Below are 15,718 nucleotides of genomic sequence, written 5' to 3' on the forward strand. Positions count from 1 at the left end.
ATACCCAGCAACTCGCTGCAAAAACCAGCTCGAAAGATCAACACGCCCTAATTTCAACCCAAAAACTTTTTTGTAATGACTGATGGCGTGATAAATAACGGTGTAATAGATGGATGCTCGTGTAATAACAACAGAAACTTTACCTCTAAGACTTGGGTTAACAATGTGGTCTCATTCTGAGTGGCAAAGTCAGTTTTATGGCAAAGGAACAAAACCCGCTGAGCGCTTAGAAAAATACACCCAAGTTTTTCATACCGTTGAAGGCAACACGACTTTCTATGCGACACCCAGTGTCTCAACGGTCAATAACTGGAAAGCCGCGAGTCACGATGATTTCAAGTTTACTTTTAAGCTGCCTAAGTTCATCACCCACCAGCAGCACTTAAAACATTGCCAAGCCGAACTCAAAGAATTTCTGCTCACCATGTCGCCCCTACATAGGCGCATTGGTCAGTGGACGATTCAATTGCCCCATAGCTTCGAACCCAGCATGCTTCCTGCCCTGCAAAAATTTTGTACCTTGTTTCCAAAAGACATGCAGCTCGGCGTTGAAGTTCGTCACCTTGGTTTCTTTGATAAAGGCGATGCCGAAAAACGTTTCAATCATTGGTTAATAGAAGAAGGGATCAATCGCATCATTATGGATAGCCGTCCTGTTTTCTCCGCACCACCAACCACAGAAGCGGTGATCGACGCGCATCAAAAGAAACCACGTGTTCCGGTTCATGCCATTGCGACGGCAAACAATCCGATGGTTCGCTTTATTGGTCATCCAGATCAGGAACCCAATCTGGCTTTCTTTAAACCTTGGTTCGCGAAATTACCGACTTGGTTAGACGAAGGAAAACAACCTTATTTAATGATCCACACCCCAGACAATAATCACGCCCCTGAGTTGGCGATTGCTATCTATAAGCAATTACAGACGCAAGTTGCTGAACACACAAAGATAACCTTGCCTAATTTGGCAGAGTTTCCTGCTCAAAAAGGCGACCATCAAATCTCGATGTTTTGATAGTAAACAACTACTAACAAGCGTTCACTTTCATCAATCTCAGTTTTCGTGACAGCCGCGCTTTTTTTACGTAAAATACGTCCCCTTTTATTTGGTATGAATTTTGTGCCAATTACGCTGACTGTCGAGAGAAAATGCCATGAGCAACACAGACAATATCTTTTCCGCTCCTATTGATAAAATTGGAGACTTCACCTTTGATGCAAGGGTTGCTGAAGTATTTCCGGATATGATTCAACGCTCGGTGCCTGGCTATAGCAATATCATCTCTGCAATCGGCATGCTAGCTGAACGCTTTGTAAAGCCACATTCAAATATTTACGACCTTGGCTGCTCGCTTGGTGCTGCGACACTTTCTATGCGTCGTCACATTCAGCAAGAAGGCTGCACGATTTTCGCTATCGATAATTCAGAAGCCATGGTTGAACGCTGTAAGCTGCATGTAAACGCCTACCGCAGTGACACACCGGTAGAAGTGATTGAAGCCGACATCCGTGAAGTGGAAATCAAAGACGCCTCTGTTGTGGTGCTTAACTTTACACTGCAATTTCTGTCTCCTGACGACCGATACTCTCTGCTTGAAAAAATTCATGCAGGCTTACGCCCGGGCGGAATCTTAATCCTTTCTGAAAAGTACGTATTCGAAGACGAAAGCTCAAATGAACTGCTTATCGACCTGCACCATGATTTCAAACGTGCTAACGGATACAGCGAGCTAGAAGTCAGCCAGAAACGTAGCGCAATTGAAAACGTGATGCGTCCTGACTCGATTACAGTTCACAAGCAACGTTTTGAAAAGATTGGCTTCTCAAGTAGCGAAGTGTGGTTCCAATGCTTCAACTTCGGTTCAATGTTCGCGATTAAATAGCGCACATACCCAGTCAGCTAGTACTAAAACGTCATCCTCAAGAGCGAGGAACGAGCGAGTTGGGGATCTCTATCAAGTACGATAAACCGAGACTCCCTATCATGTTCGTCCCTCACTGTAGGGAATGACAAATTTAATTTCTATTTTAGGGTTTATTGACCCTATTAACTCAGTGAAAAACTATGTTTAATTTTGCCAATTTTTATCAACTCATTGCCCAAGACACTCGCCTTCAGCCGTGGCTTAATGTTCTTCCTCAACAGCTGACGGATTGGCAAAATGCAGAACACGGCGACTTCGACCGTTGGTTGCGTGCACTGAATAAAATCCCGCAAGGTGTGCCTGACCAAGTTGATCTGAAAAACTCAGTGACGATTGGCAGCTCTACACCGTTCCACACGGGTGAACTTAAAAAGTTAGAAAGCTTACTGAAGACTTTCCACCCTTGGAGAAAAGGCCCTTACACAGTTCACGACATTCATATCGATACAGAATGGCGCAGTGACTGGAAATGGGATCGTGTGCTTCCACATATCTCTCCATTGAAAAACCGTTCGGTTCTCGATGTAGGTTGTGGCAACGGCTACCACATGTGGCGCATGCTAGGTGAAGGCGCTCGCTTGACGGTGGGTATCGACCCTTCTCACTTATTCTTGGTTCAGTTTGAAGCCATTCGTAAATTGATGGGCGACGACCAACGTGCTCACCTATTACCTCTAGGTATTGAGCAACTGCCAAAACTGGAAGCTTACGACACTGTATTCAGCATGGGCGTGCTTTACCACCGCCGTTCACCACTTGATCATTTGATTCAACTAAAAGACCAATTGGTATCTGGTGGCGAACTGGTACTTGAAACGTTAGTGATTGAAGGTGACGAAAACACTGTTCTTGTGCCTGTGGATCGCTACGCGCAAATGAGAAACGTGTACTTCTTCCCATCTGCACGCGCACTGAAACGCTGGCTTGAACAGGTAGGCTTTGAAGACGTGCGTATCGTTGATGAAAATGTCACAACGATTAGCGAACAACGCACAACAGAGTGGATGACACACAACTCTTTACCGGATTACTTAGATCCTAATGATCCAAGTAAAACCGTAGAAGGTCACCCTGCACCAAGGCGTGCGATTCTAGTAGCGACAAAACCTTAAGCTCTGTTACACAAAACCATAAGCTCTGTCGTCATACAGCCATCGTTATTTATATGTGGGAATTTTGATAAAAAAGAGAACTAATTGTACAAAAGTTGCGCTCATGTTTAATAAGTGAGCGCCCTTAAGTGACAATAATTTTCGTAGCGCTCACATTGCGATTCAATATGACCAGACTCTTACAATAGGATGCTTCACGCATCCTTTTTTGTGGGATAAACTTCTAAATAGTCTGAACTATTCTCTAATTTCCAAAGGTTTTTATATGTTTAAGCGATTATCGCCTATCGTGGCGGTTGGTTTGCTCTCTGGTTGCACCCTCACGAGCGGCGCTACCTACCATCAAGAAACTCTCGACGCTATTTCCCGCTTAGAGACAAACATCGCAAACAAGGTTCAAAATCTTGAACTGCAGCTAAGTAATCAAAGTGATTATATTGAAAGCTTGGAAGACGAAATTACCACTCTTTCTAGTCAATTAGATGTTCACCTGACCAGTATGGAACACAGGGTCATTGAAGAGCTAAAAGAAGCCGAGCCTGTTGCCGTTGCAGCTGCACCTACCGCTCCTACATCACAGCCGACTATTCTAGGCGGTATTGAAAAAGTATCGATCGACTCTATCAAACAAAGCTTCGATGCTCGTGTTGATACTGGCGCAACCACCTCTTCTTTAAATGCTGTCGATATCAAAGAATTCGAACGCAACGGTAAAGATTGGGTTAAGTTCCATTTGGCAGATAAAGCACAAGCAAAAGAAGACCAAAAATGGATCGAAGCGCCCGTTGTACGTTATGTGAAAATCCGTCAGTCAACCAATGATCAGACAGAACGTCGAGCTGTGATCGAATTATGGGTAAAAGTCGGAAAAATCCATGAAAAAGCGCAATTTACATTGGCGGATCGCTCTCAAATGAGTCACCCTGTATTACTAGGGCGCGAATTTATCAAAGACATAGCGCTAGTAGATGTAAGTAAAAAGTACGTACAAACGGAAGTTAAATAACAATAGTAGGGTAAGCTATGACGTCAAGAATTCCATTTTATATTTCTATATTCCTGCTCATCGTGGCAGGTATAACTCTGAGTATGTTCAGACATACAACCTACGGTGTACCCTGGACTCCAGGCGAAACTAATCAGGTTTGGGACATTGAAGCTCGTATCGAATTCAATGCAGTGGGCAAAGAAGCAAAAGTTTCACTAGCCGCACCTCACACACAGTCTAACTTTACACTTATCGGCGAGTCAGCTTCATCACCAGGCTACGGCATTTCATACTTGAATACAGATTCAGGTCGCCGTGCTGAGTGGTCAATTCGTCACGCCGATGGTCCGCAGACTATCTACTACAAGACACAGTTCTTAGTCGATAGCCAAGCGAACGTTACCTCAACACCTCCAGAAGGTGATGTGGCTCAACCAAGCTTTGATGGCCCTGAAGAAGCCGCGGCCCTTGCTTTGATTGACAGAGCAACCAAGCGCTCAGCAGACAACATCACCTTTACTCGTGAGTTAATCAAAACGCTTAACGATCCAGACAGCCAAAACTCAGCGCTGATTCTGAATAATATGACCAAAGTGGAAGCGACACACAAGCTACTTTCTGCCGCTAAAATCCACAACAAAGTCGTCGGTGTTATTGAACTGGAAGACGGACGTCGTCGCCAATCAATCCAACACATGAACCAAATTTGGGATAATAACCAGTGGGTTCTATTCTCTCCTGAATCTAGCGAGCAGCAAGTTCAACCAAACCTGCTAATTTGGGATGAATCAAATGTATCTCTATTAGACGTGGTTGGCGGTCAGAACAGTAAAGTTCACTTCTCTATGATTGCTCAGGAAGTTACTCCAACTGAAGCAACCAACAGTAAAGTATCAGCGGATCAACTGTTAAACCTTTCCATTCATAGTCTGCCGCTAGAAGAGCAAGCGATGTTTAAAACCATCATGCTGATTCCTATCGGTGCTCTGATTGTTGTGTTCCTACGTGTCATCATAGGTCTTAAGACTTCTGGTACGTTCATGCCCGTTCTGATTGCCGTGGCATTCGTTCAAACACAGTTGGTTACCGGTATTGTTGGCTTCCTACTGATTGTCGGTACCGGTCTTGTAATTCGAAGTTACTTATCCAAACTCAACCTATTGCTCGTGGCCAGGATATCCGCTGTAATTATTACAGTAATTATGATTATTTCGATATTTACTGTAGTCGCATTTAAAATCGGACTTACAGAAGGCCTATCAATTACGTTCTTCCCAATGATTATCTTGTCTTGGACTATCGAACGTATGTCTATCCTTTGGGAAGAAGAAGGCGCGAAAGAAGTTGTACTTCAAGGTGGCGGCTCTCTATTTACCGCGGTGCTTGTTTACTTAGGCATGACTAACCCGTTCATTCAGCACTTAACGTTTAACTTTATTGGTTTACAGCTTGTTATTCTAGCGACCATCTTGTTACTAGGTAACTACACAGGCTACCGTCTAACCGAGCTTCGTCGCTTTAAACCGCTAGCGGAGGACTAAGTTATGTTTGATCAATTTACTTCACCGTTTAAGTTGAAAGACAAAGGCATAATGGGAATGAACAAGCGTAACCATAGTTATATTGGCCGCTACAATGATCGTTCCAAGTACCCACTCGTTGATGACAAGCTTAAGACTAAAATCATTGCTGAACAGGCTGGTGCCACCGTGCCAAAGCTTATTGGCGTTATTGGTCATCAAGCTGAAGTAAAAACAATCCACAAGATGGTTAAAGAGTGGCCGGGTTTTGTAATCAAGCCCGCTCAAGGCAGTGGTGGTAAAGGCATCCTTGTTGTGATCTCTCATAAAGATGGGGTTTACACCAAACCATCAGGTTCTACTATCAATGAAGAAGACGTGGAGCGTCATATCAGTAACGCGCTCGCGGGTCTTTTCTCTCTGGGTGGCAAGAACGATGTAGCCGTGGTTGAAAACCTTATCAAGTTTGACGAGTGTTTTGAGGGCTTCAGCTACGAGGGTGTGCCAGACGTACGAATCATCGTATTCAAAGGCTACCCTGTTATGGCGATGATGCGTCTGTCTACTTCAGATTCAGATGGTAAAGCTAACTTACACCAAGGTGCTGTTGGTGTGGGTATAGACATTGCGACAGGTAAAGCGGTTCGAGCGGTTCAGTTCGACCAACCAGTTACACACCATCCAGATACAGGTAAAGAACTCGCGTTATTACAAGTTCCTCACTGGGAAAAGCTGCTAACTCTAGCGTCGAGTGCATGGGAAATGACAGGCTTAGGCTATATGGGTACTGACATGGTATTAGACCAAGAAGAAGGCCCAATGGTACTAGAACTTAATGCACGCCCTGGTTTAGCTATCCAAATCGCGAACGGCGCGGGGCTACTTCCTAGACTGCATCATATCGAAAACCTTGGCACGCCTGCTGAATATCCAAAACCTGCGGAGCGTGTTGCTTACGCTGCAAAACAGTTCGGTCACAACTAGTCAAAATTTTGTCACTCAAATTTTAGGCCAAAATTTGGGGTGTTTGGGGTTATCTCCCCTTACATCCCAATCCTTTCTATACGCTTACTTCAGCAAAATATTCACGCCAAAAATAGATTAAAAGGTACTTATTTGTGCTAATTCCACCTAGGAAGTAGAAAAATACGCACCATCAAAATCAATTAAAACCCATCAAATTTGTGTAGATACTCTATTCACTGTAAATCCCACGCATAAGTATTCACACAGCTTATTTGTAACGACTTTCCCTTACAAAACGACCAACAAATAAATTGTAACCCTATGTTAGCATACGGATAATTTAGTCAATAAAATAAGCAACAACTGTTAAGGAAATGCTCTGATGACCGTCAAAAATAAGATTATGCTAACAATTAGCGGCCTAATCTGTTTAACGATTTTAGTTATATCTACGATAGGATATTTCGAATTTAAGTCTGCAACCACGGATGACTACCGTCATAACTTGTCTACGAAATCGTTTCTTGTAGCCAAAGCTGTAGAAGGGAAAATGGAAGCGTATTTCGGCGCTTTGGAAAGCATTTCAACCAGTATCCATACTGATAGATCCGGTAACATCATGATCAACCCGATGCTGTTGAAAATGATGACGAACAGTAAAGAATCTCTTGGTGTTCTTAATATTTACATCGGTCTTCCTGATGGCAAAACTTACGACGTTAAAAATCAAGGTATCATTCCTAACTTTAATGCTAAGCAAAAACAACGCGAATGGTTCAACCTTGGGTTTTCAGGTGCAAAACGATCAGTAACTAACCCTTACCTAGCAACAACAGGGCATTTAACTATGTCAGTTGTTATTCCATTTAAAGCCAGGGGCGAAACGAAAGCAGTGATTGGCCTTAGTCTTAAAATGAGTGATATTACAGACTATATAAACGAGCTATCTGAAGAGCCAAACTTATTTGTCTCTCGCCAAGATGGTTTCCTTGTTGCCGCTAGCTATGAAGATTTTATTGGTAAAAATATCTACGATCTTCGACCATCATACCGTGAACACGGTAGTAAGATGACCAGTGAGCACTCTTACAATGTTCCAGATAAAGGCGACTTTTATGTCGTTTCGTCTCAAATTGAGTCATTAGGTTGGAATACCTGGGCTTGGGCAAGTTGGGACGACATTGAAGCGCCTTCAAATGCGATGGTGAAAATAAATACTGTAGTTGGTCTAATTTTCGCGGTTATGGCAACCGGAATAACATTCTTATTAGTCACCCGATTAATGTATCGTCCTATTGGCGGAGAGCCACAATACATCGAAGCTCTTGTGAGTCGAATCTCGGCAGGAGACCTGACCAATATCCCTAAATTAAATGGTGACGAAACAGGGATCTATCGTTCAACTCTTGAAATGGCAGGTAACCTCCAAGGCATTATTGGCAATATTGAGCAGTCTTCAAACTCTCTCTCATCACAATCTTCATCTCTTGAGACCTCTTCAAATCAGTTAAGCACCTCATCAGAAGAACAAATGATGCAGCTAGAGCAAGTTGCAACCGCGATGAATCAGATGACCGCGACTGTTGCGGAAGTGGCTCAAAATGCGATGCAGGCATCATCATCATCCAATGAGGCAAGCCTTTCATCTCAGTCAGGTCTTGAGACTGTGGGTGACATGAACCAGCAAATCAGCTTACTTGTAACGAATATTGAGCAGGTTCAAGATTCGATTCTTGGTGTAGAAAAAGAAACTCAAAATGTAGGTAGCATACTTGATGTTATCCGAGGTATTGCTGAGCAAACAAACTTGCTGGCACTAAACGCAGCAATTGAAGCAGCTCGAGCGGGTGAGCAAGGTCGCGGCTTCGCCGTCGTGGCTGACGAGGTGCGTAACCTCGCTAACAAGACACAAGAAAGCACGAACGAAATACAAACCATGATTTCATCACTTCAAACTCAAGCAAAACAATCTGTTGAGCTTATGGTTGAAAATGCAGAAACAGCTAAAGTAACTCGTGAAAAGTCAGATCAAGCGAGTCAAATGCTGAATACTATTCAGCATGAGATTGGGACAATTCAAGACATGAACAACCAGATTGCAGCGGCAGCGGAAGAACAATCGCAAGTAGCCGTTGAAATCAACGAAAATGTAGTGAATGTAAATGATTTGGCGCGAGCGACTGTCGATGACGTCCAGCAAAATGTTCAAACAGCGCAAAATGTTAATAATGTTTCGGACGAACTGCATCAAACGATAAAGATGTTTAAGATCTAATCTTAGATAAGCTAAACGTACCGACAACCTATACGTTAAAGCCTAAGTATCAAAATCTTCGGCTTAAAAAAAGATAACGTAATTAAAACCGCCTTCTCTTCTGAGAAGGCGGTTTTTTATATGGTAATAAGTTCAGGCTGAGTCATGCCAATCACAGTCAGTCATTATAAATAGCTCAGGAATACCACCCTCACCCTCACCCTCACCCTCACCCTCACCCTCACCCTCACCCTCACCAAAAGAATACGAGACCCGTGAAGCTGCCAAACAAAAAAAGCCCCGAAGTGTATACTTCGAGGCCATTAATTTACGGTAGATAGATTACGCTTCTAAGGTAGTTCGATAAGCTCTTGAACAGGAGATACCGGTTTATTTTGAGCAAAACCACGCAGACCAACAACGTGTACGTGTTCGTGATCTTTGAAAACCTTACGAACCAGTTTGTAGGTTGTACCTTTCTCTGGGCTAATGTTCTCTGGCGCAGCAATCAGGAGTTGCATACCTAAACGGTCACACAGTTCAAACAGCGTAGAGATCGACTTAGAATCCAGACGAGCGGCTTCATCAAGGAACAACAAACGACATGGAACGATGTCTTTACTACGAAGTCGACGTGACTCTTCTTCCCAGCTCTGAATAACCATCAATAGGATTGACTGACCCGTACCGATCGCCTCACCCGTAGACAATGCACCCGATTCCGCTTGTAACCAACCGTCTGAACCACGGTTAACTTCAACACTTAACTCTAGATAGTTACGGTAATCCAGTAACTCTTCACCAAGAACTTGTGGAGAACGTTGACCCATATCGATATGCGGATTGACACGTTGGAACAACTTCGCCATTGCTTCTGAGAAGGTAAAGCGCGTTGATTCAAACAAGTCTTTGTGTTGCTCTTGTTGAGTCGCTAAGCCTGATAGCAAAATCTCGTGGCTTTCACGGATCTTAACGTTCAGACGCACGCCCTTAACCTGACCAAAATAGATATTCGACAGACCTTGGTTGAGCATACGAATACGGTTCTGCTCGCGCTGAATCGTTTTCTTTATGATACTTGCTACCGACTCAGAGCTGATCGCTAAGCGGTTTTCACGCTGCGTCAGTTCTTCTGTTAGTCGAGCTAGCTCTACTTCCATCTCTTCGATTGCTTCAACCGGATCATCGGTATGAATGATGTCTTGACGAATGCGCTCTCGAAGGTGTTGGTAAACCGCAATGTAAAACAGAACCTTACGCTCTGGATGTGCGTTGTCTTCAGAGAGACGCAGCGAATCACGCAGGTCGTCATTGTCGGCTACAGCCAGACGTAGCGCACCCAGTGATTTATCCGACATAGAGCGAAGTTCGCCCGCCGTTAAATAAGCCAGTTCACGCTTATGGAGACGACGTTCAACATCATTTTCACGAGCTAAGCGAAGTACTGAACACCAGCCGGCTTTTGCTGCAACAACGAAGGTACGAAGCTCGGTGTACTCTTTCTGAACTTTCTTAAGACGCTTAGCCAGCGCTTTCATCTCAAGTTCAGTTGAGGTAATCGTGCGTTCGTATTCACTCTTACGGCTACGAGAAGTATGCAAACGCTCTTGAAGCTCGTCACGACGACGAACCGCGCGCTCTTCAGCACCTTCATCAGCGTTAACACCGAACTCTTGTAGCTCTTGCTTGAACTCTTGAACCGTCTCTTGCTTCGCTTGGTGCGAGCTCTTCAGTGCTGCCAATACTTGGTTGTACTGGTTCATCTGTTCGCGAGCTTGCTTCAAGCCATCGCGGCCTTTAGCTCGTGCTTGTTCTGCTTGAACCAACTTCGCTTTCAGTTGTTCGCTCAGTTCGCTGCTCTTGTTTAGAAGATCAACAGAATCCGCATAGGCAAAGTAGTGACGACGTTCAATCAAGTCAGACAGAGCAAACACTTTACCTTTCAGGCTTTGTAGAGCTTGGTCGGCTTGTTGGTATTGTGCTTCTAGTGTCTCGAACTGTTCAGGGTCTGCGTCTAGTGCAGAAACAATCTGCTCTAACGAAGCAAGTGCTTTGCCATGGTTGTTCAAGTACGACTTAGCTTCGCTCAAGCGCTCTAGTTGCGCTTCTAATTCAGCGAGGCGTTCAGCCAATGTTTCGTCTTCTAAAATACGAACCATTGGTGCTAATTTGTCTAGCGCACCCAACGCTTGTTTACTCTGTTGTAGCTGACTACGTTGCTGTTGCTCTTTAGAATTTAATTCAGCCAAAGAACGTACAATCTGGTTACGCTTGTCACGAATAGACACTAGTGCCTGTTCAGGGTCAGCGTTAAACGCAACGTGTAGGTGCTTAGCAACAAAGCTATTGAAAGCTTGGTATAGGCGATTCAGCTTTTGTGCATCAAACGCCGCTTTCGCGTGGTTTTCCACAACAACATCACGCTCTTCGCGTAATTTCTCTAATCGTTGCTCACGAGCAGCGCGACCAAACAGTGGGATCTCAGGGAAACGAGAGTAACGCATTTGGCGATCATTCAGCTGAACGCATACCGCGCCTTCTAGTTCGTCAGCATTGAATGAGCTGTCATCAAATGCATCGACATCGCCTTCAAGGATGTAAAGGTCGTCTGGGCAATCTTCAAGATCCACCAGCTTCTCTTTAATACCATCAAGATCAGACACAACAATCGCGTGACGAGCTGGGCCATACATCGCACTGAAATACGGTGCATCACCAATGGTAATGTCGTCATAGATCTCAGAAAGCAGCACACCACCAAGGGTATCCGCTAGGCCTTTCAAGCGAGGATCGTTAGAGCCACCCGGAGAAGCTAAGCGTTCAATCTCTTGTTCAAGTTGCGCACGACGAGTCGCTAATTGATCTTTAGCAACCGCTTGAGATTTCTCATCTTCAAGCACTTGCTGCATCTGAGTCATTACTGCTTGGCTATCTTCTAGCTCAGCTTCTGTTTGATCTCTTAGGGCTTCAAGTGCGTCGTTCGCCGTGATCCACGCTGGGGCAATAGATTCAAGTTTTTGAATCTCTTGGTCGTGGTTTTGTTGCACACGACGTTGCTCACTCTTCGCTTCACGCAGCTCTTCTTGAGCGTACTCAAGAGACTCGATCTGCATTGCATGGCGTTCACGTTCTTCATCGAAAACCGCTTCGTCAGTCAGTGAGATGTTGTGTTGCTTTTGGTATTCAGTCGCAAGCTCTTTTGCTTGACGCTGCTGCGCCACATCACGAGCCATGTCACGGTGCTGAGCACGCCACTGTTGTTCGTTTTCAACAACGTGTTTTGCGTTACGGCCTTTTTCTAACGCTTGCTTAGCACTGTTAGACGCTTCTTTACGCTCAACGTCACCAACGATGCTTTTAACAAGAGCGAGTGCTTTGTCGAACTGCGCAGACGCAGCAGAAGACATGTCTAGTTTGTGCTTAGTCGACAGTAACGTTTGAGTGCTTGATTCTTCTTGTGCTTTTAGCTCAGAAACCAAAGTTAATGCGCTTTCTGCAGTAATAGATTCATCACCAAGTAGCTGCTTAGTTTTCTCTAATGCTTGAACCGCTTGCTGGTATTGAAGCGCACGAGTCTGCTGAACATCCAACGCTTGTTGGTAGTCAGCAAGCTGAGTTTTCAGGCTATCCACTTCTTCTTCAGTAATGGTTGCCTGCTCTTCTGCAAGAAGTACTCGCTCTTGAGCTTCTTCAACCACCATAATCTGCTCTTCTAGACGCTCATTAAGCTCTTCCAGATCTTCGCTGTAACGAGCGATTTTCTCTTGCTGACGAAGTGCTGTTTGAACCAATTGAAGATGATCCGACGCCGCTTGATAGTCTTGCTCTAGTGCCGATTCTTGATCGACCAACAACTCAAGCTCTTCTTGAACGCGGTTCAACAAGTTGTTTTGATCAAGCAAGGTCTCGCGAGAACCAAACAGTTCACCACGAAACTTCATGGTTTGATCAAGCTTGTTACGACGATCGTTGGCATGGCGCATGTAATCTGCTGCCACGTAGTTCGTAGATTCAGTGATCAAGTGCTTGAACAGGTCACGATCCGACTGAGTCGTTTTGATCGCTTCTAGCGTCATGCGGTTTTCACGCAGTGCTGATTCCATATCTTGGAATGCTTTCTTCACACCGCCATTTTGCGGCAGAAGGTAATCACGCAGAGAACGTGTAATCGCACTTGAGATACCGCCGTAAAGTGATGCTTCAATCAAACGGTAGAACTTAGAACGGTCGCTGCTGTTACGCAGTTTCTTAGGAACAACACCGTACTCAAACATCTGTGAGTGGTAATCAACAATCGAAGAGAAGGCTTTAAAGTGCGCCCCTTCATATTGCGCTACCGCTGCTTTCACGTCGTTCAGTTGACACACACGAGCGTGGCTGTCTGAAACGTTCTGAATCAATACATCCGTTGGCTTCACATGGCTTGGAAGGCCTTGGATTACAAACGGTTTGATGTCGACCTTCTTATCACGACCCGCAACTTGCTGCAGTTTTACTGCAAACAATAGGCGTTGATTACGAGAGTTCACAACATCTAGCGCGGCATAACATGCGCCTGGCTGAAGCTTACCGTAGAGACCTTTATCACGAGATGACTGTGAGCTACCCGCTTCCGTAGTGTTACGGAAATGCAGAAGGCTTTGGTCAGGGATAAGTGCTGTAATGAATGCCGCCATTGTGGTCGACTTACCTGCACCGTTACCGCCAGAAAGCGTTGTAACCAATCCATCAATATCAAAAGTACGCGCGAAGAAGCCGTTCCAGTTGACCATGGTTAATGATTGATATTTACCTCTTTCAATCATGCTTCACCTTCTACTTTTGTTTGTTCGCTGTCGTTTGACTCAAGGTCAAAGTCAGCTTGATCGTTAAAAATGTCTTGTTGACCGTTTTCGTCTACGTCTAAATCTATTTCTGATACGGCTTCTGCTTGTTCTTCATTCAACAAGCTACCTTGGTTAGGCTCTTGAGTATGGACAACAGCTTCGCCATCACGAATAAGACGTAATTGTGCTTCTTTCATATCATCGCCAACACGAACGTCCGCACCAAAACGGAACACCGCTTCGCTGATACGGAATTTACCTGTTTCACCAATCACGATCAGCATGCCGATACGACGTAAACGGCGTAAAGAAGTACGTACTTTTTCAAACAGCTTTTCTTTGTCTAAGTCAGAACCAGACGCACGGTTGGTTGCTAGCTTCATGAGTTTTTTCTCATCCGCTAACGACATCAGTTCATCAAATAACTCTTGATTGGTGAAGATGCCTTCATGAGCCAAACGCTCTGGGCTTAGGTATAAGAAACACAATACTTTGCCAACCAGCATGTCGAGCTCAGACAACACACTACGGCTAATTAAAGACGTAGAACGCGGACGCAAGTAAAAGAAACCTTCAGGTGCTTTTACCAGTTCCGTATTGTAGCGTTGGTAAAAATGCTGAAGCTCAACTTCAAAATCAGAAAGTAACGCATGGTTATCGAGGTCTTCTGTTGAAACATGCTTGCCTGAACGCAACATGCTATCTAGCGCAGGAAACAATGGGTTCGCTATCGCTTTTACCAGTTTCTCTGGCATGTAATCATCAGTACTTGTTAATGACATTTGCTTGTACCTTTGCACCGAAATCGTTGATTGCCTGCCAATCTGGCTGAATAGCCTGATAGTCAGACTCTGAGTAACCTAAGCGAACGGCTTGGTCGACAACAATTCTGGCTAAATCAAAATGGTGTGTGCGAGGGTGCGCTGCGAGGTAATCACGCAGCACAAGGCCAAGATCAATTGGCGCACCTTGCTGTTTGTGAGCTTTCAACATATCTGCGATTCGTTCTGAAAGTAGATCGTTCACTTGCTCAAATTCTTCGTATTCTACGTCGATTGGGGCTTGCCCCATCACTTCGTCATCACGGAGCACAAGTGCTTCATCGCGAAGATCCGTGAGTTTTTCTGCGTCTGCGTAGGTCAATAACCAAGGCGCATCAAAGTAGTCAGTGACTGACTGACGCAAGCGTTGGCTAAAGGCACGGTTTTTATCCATATCGATCGCGGTACGGATAAATTTATGCACGTGGCGATCGTAGCCGATCCACAAATCAATCGCTTGTTGGCCCCAACTGGTGATTCGGTCTAGCTTCATTTGCAAACCAAATAGGGTTTCGCCAACGAACTCGAGCTCATCGTCACCATAAACAATTTCTTGAATATCAAGAATCTGGGTTTGCAGTTCATCACCCGCCGCTTGCAAGGTGTCTTGCAACTCTTTTAGCGTGGCTGAGGTTTCTGATAGCAAAGACTCACAGTTGTTGATTGCTTCTCGCCAATCTTTATTTAACAGATCCGCAATTTGCTGCTTGACGGTTTGTTGCTGTTCATCCATAACCCGCTGGTTGAGATCGATCTGATCAAAAATTTCGCCAACAGAATACTTGAGCACGCCGTACACATTCCTTCTCCAATGTCCCGGAGTTCCACCTTTCTGGGCGGCTTCAATGGCTTTTGCCATCTCATCGGCAACCATAGAAAGCTGGATAGACAGTTTTAATTTAGAAAACTGGCGGTGACGTAAGTAATAATCTGAGATACCAATCGCCAATGGCGATAAGCGATAAATGCTTGCACCATCTGTGATTTCGCTGGTAAAGCGGCTGATCAACTTCTGTTTAACCAACTCATTGATAGCGTTGTTGGCACGAAACGCAGACGCTTCGCCAGTATCTTCAAACAGTCGAGTGACAATAGTGAATGCATCGTGCAGTTCACCCTCGCCCAACTCTTCATCGAACCTTTCATTGCTTAATACGGCGATAGCAATCAAAAATGCTAAGCGCTCTGGTGGCAAGTTTAATGAAAAATCATGCTGCTTGACCCAGCCCACCAACTCATCAATTGGCTGCTCTTCGGCAGTTTGAGTCATTTCACTCATTGTGGTTCCTGTTACTGTTGTTCGTCA

10 protein-coding genes are annotated in these 15,718 nt (G+C 44.7%); 7 read left to right on the plus strand and 3 right to left on the minus strand.

What is annotated here, in order from left to right:
- Nucleotides 1-109 precede the first annotated feature (109 nt).
- From ACED42_RS19015 to ACED42_RS19045, 7 genes are all read left to right on the plus strand, one after another.
- Nucleotides 110-1,015 (plus strand): DUF72 domain-containing protein, encoded by a 906-nt coding sequence (locus ACED42_RS19015; RefSeq protein WP_371703758.1) that lies wholly within the window; start codon nt 110-112, stop codon nt 1,013-1,015.
- A 139-nt stretch (nt 1,016-1,154) separates the two neighbouring features.
- Nucleotides 1,155-1,883: a carboxy-S-adenosyl-L-methionine synthase CmoA gene (gene cmoA, locus ACED42_RS19020; RefSeq protein ID WP_122046862.1), complete on the plus strand. Its 729-nt coding sequence runs from the start codon at nt 1,155-1,157 to the stop codon at nt 1,881-1,883.
- Between the two features lie 182 nt (nt 1,884-2,065).
- Complete coding sequence (gene cmoB, locus ACED42_RS19025; RefSeq protein ID WP_371703761.1) at nt 2,066-3,037, plus strand: tRNA 5-methoxyuridine(34)/uridine 5-oxyacetic acid(34) synthase CmoB; 972 nt, start codon at nt 2,066-2,068, stop codon at nt 3,035-3,037.
- 265 nt (nt 3,038-3,302) lie between these two features.
- The gene (locus tag ACED42_RS19030; protein ID WP_371703763.1) at nt 3,303-4,043 is read left to right on the plus strand and encodes an ATP-dependent zinc protease; all 741 of its coding nucleotides are present in this window, start codon (nt 3,303-3,305) and stop codon (nt 4,041-4,043) included.
- A 17-nt stretch (nt 4,044-4,060) separates the two neighbouring features.
- The gene (locus ACED42_RS19035; RefSeq protein WP_009846363.1) at nt 4,061-5,566 is read left to right on the plus strand and encodes an inactive transglutaminase family protein; all 1,506 of its coding nucleotides are present in this window, start codon (nt 4,061-4,063) and stop codon (nt 5,564-5,566) included.
- 3 nt (nt 5,567-5,569) lie between these two features.
- A complete protein-coding gene (locus ACED42_RS19040) occupies nt 5,570-6,529 on the plus strand; it encodes an alpha-L-glutamate ligase-like protein (RefSeq protein ID WP_304569110.1) in 960 nt (319 codons plus the stop codon).
- A 364-nt stretch (nt 6,530-6,893) separates the two neighbouring features.
- A complete protein-coding gene (locus ACED42_RS19045) occupies nt 6,894-8,786 on the plus strand; it encodes a methyl-accepting chemotaxis protein (RefSeq protein WP_017097716.1) in 1,893 nt (630 codons plus the stop codon).
- A 329-nt stretch (nt 8,787-9,115) separates the two neighbouring features.
- On the opposite strand, the gene mukB is transcribed toward ACED42_RS19045, so the two are convergent.
- From mukB to mukF, 3 genes are read right to left on the minus strand one after another with little or no spacing between them, the layout of a single operon-like run.
- On the minus strand, nt 9,116-13,570 hold the full coding sequence (gene mukB / locus ACED42_RS19050) for a chromosome partition protein MukB (protein ID WP_371703766.1): 4,455 nt from the start codon (nt 13,568-13,570) through the stop codon (nt 9,116-9,118).
- Complete coding sequence (gene mukE / locus ACED42_RS19055) at nt 13,567-14,373, minus strand: chromosome partition protein MukE (RefSeq protein WP_371703768.1); 807 nt, start codon at nt 14,371-14,373, stop codon at nt 13,567-13,569. The genes mukB and mukE overlap by 4 nt, the downstream gene beginning before the upstream one ends.
- Nucleotides 14,354-15,691 (minus strand): chromosome partition protein MukF, encoded by a 1,338-nt coding sequence (mukF, locus tag ACED42_RS19060; protein ID WP_009846358.1) that lies wholly within the window; start codon nt 15,689-15,691, stop codon nt 14,354-14,356. Before mukF ends, mukE begins: the two co-directional genes overlap by 20 nt.
- Between the last annotated feature and the right edge of the window lie 27 nt (nt 15,692-15,718).

This window comes from Vibrio sp. FF145 (assembly GCF_041439075.1).
Classification (GTDB): Bacteria; Pseudomonadota; Gammaproteobacteria; order Enterobacterales; family Vibrionaceae; genus Vibrio; species Vibrio tasmaniensis_A.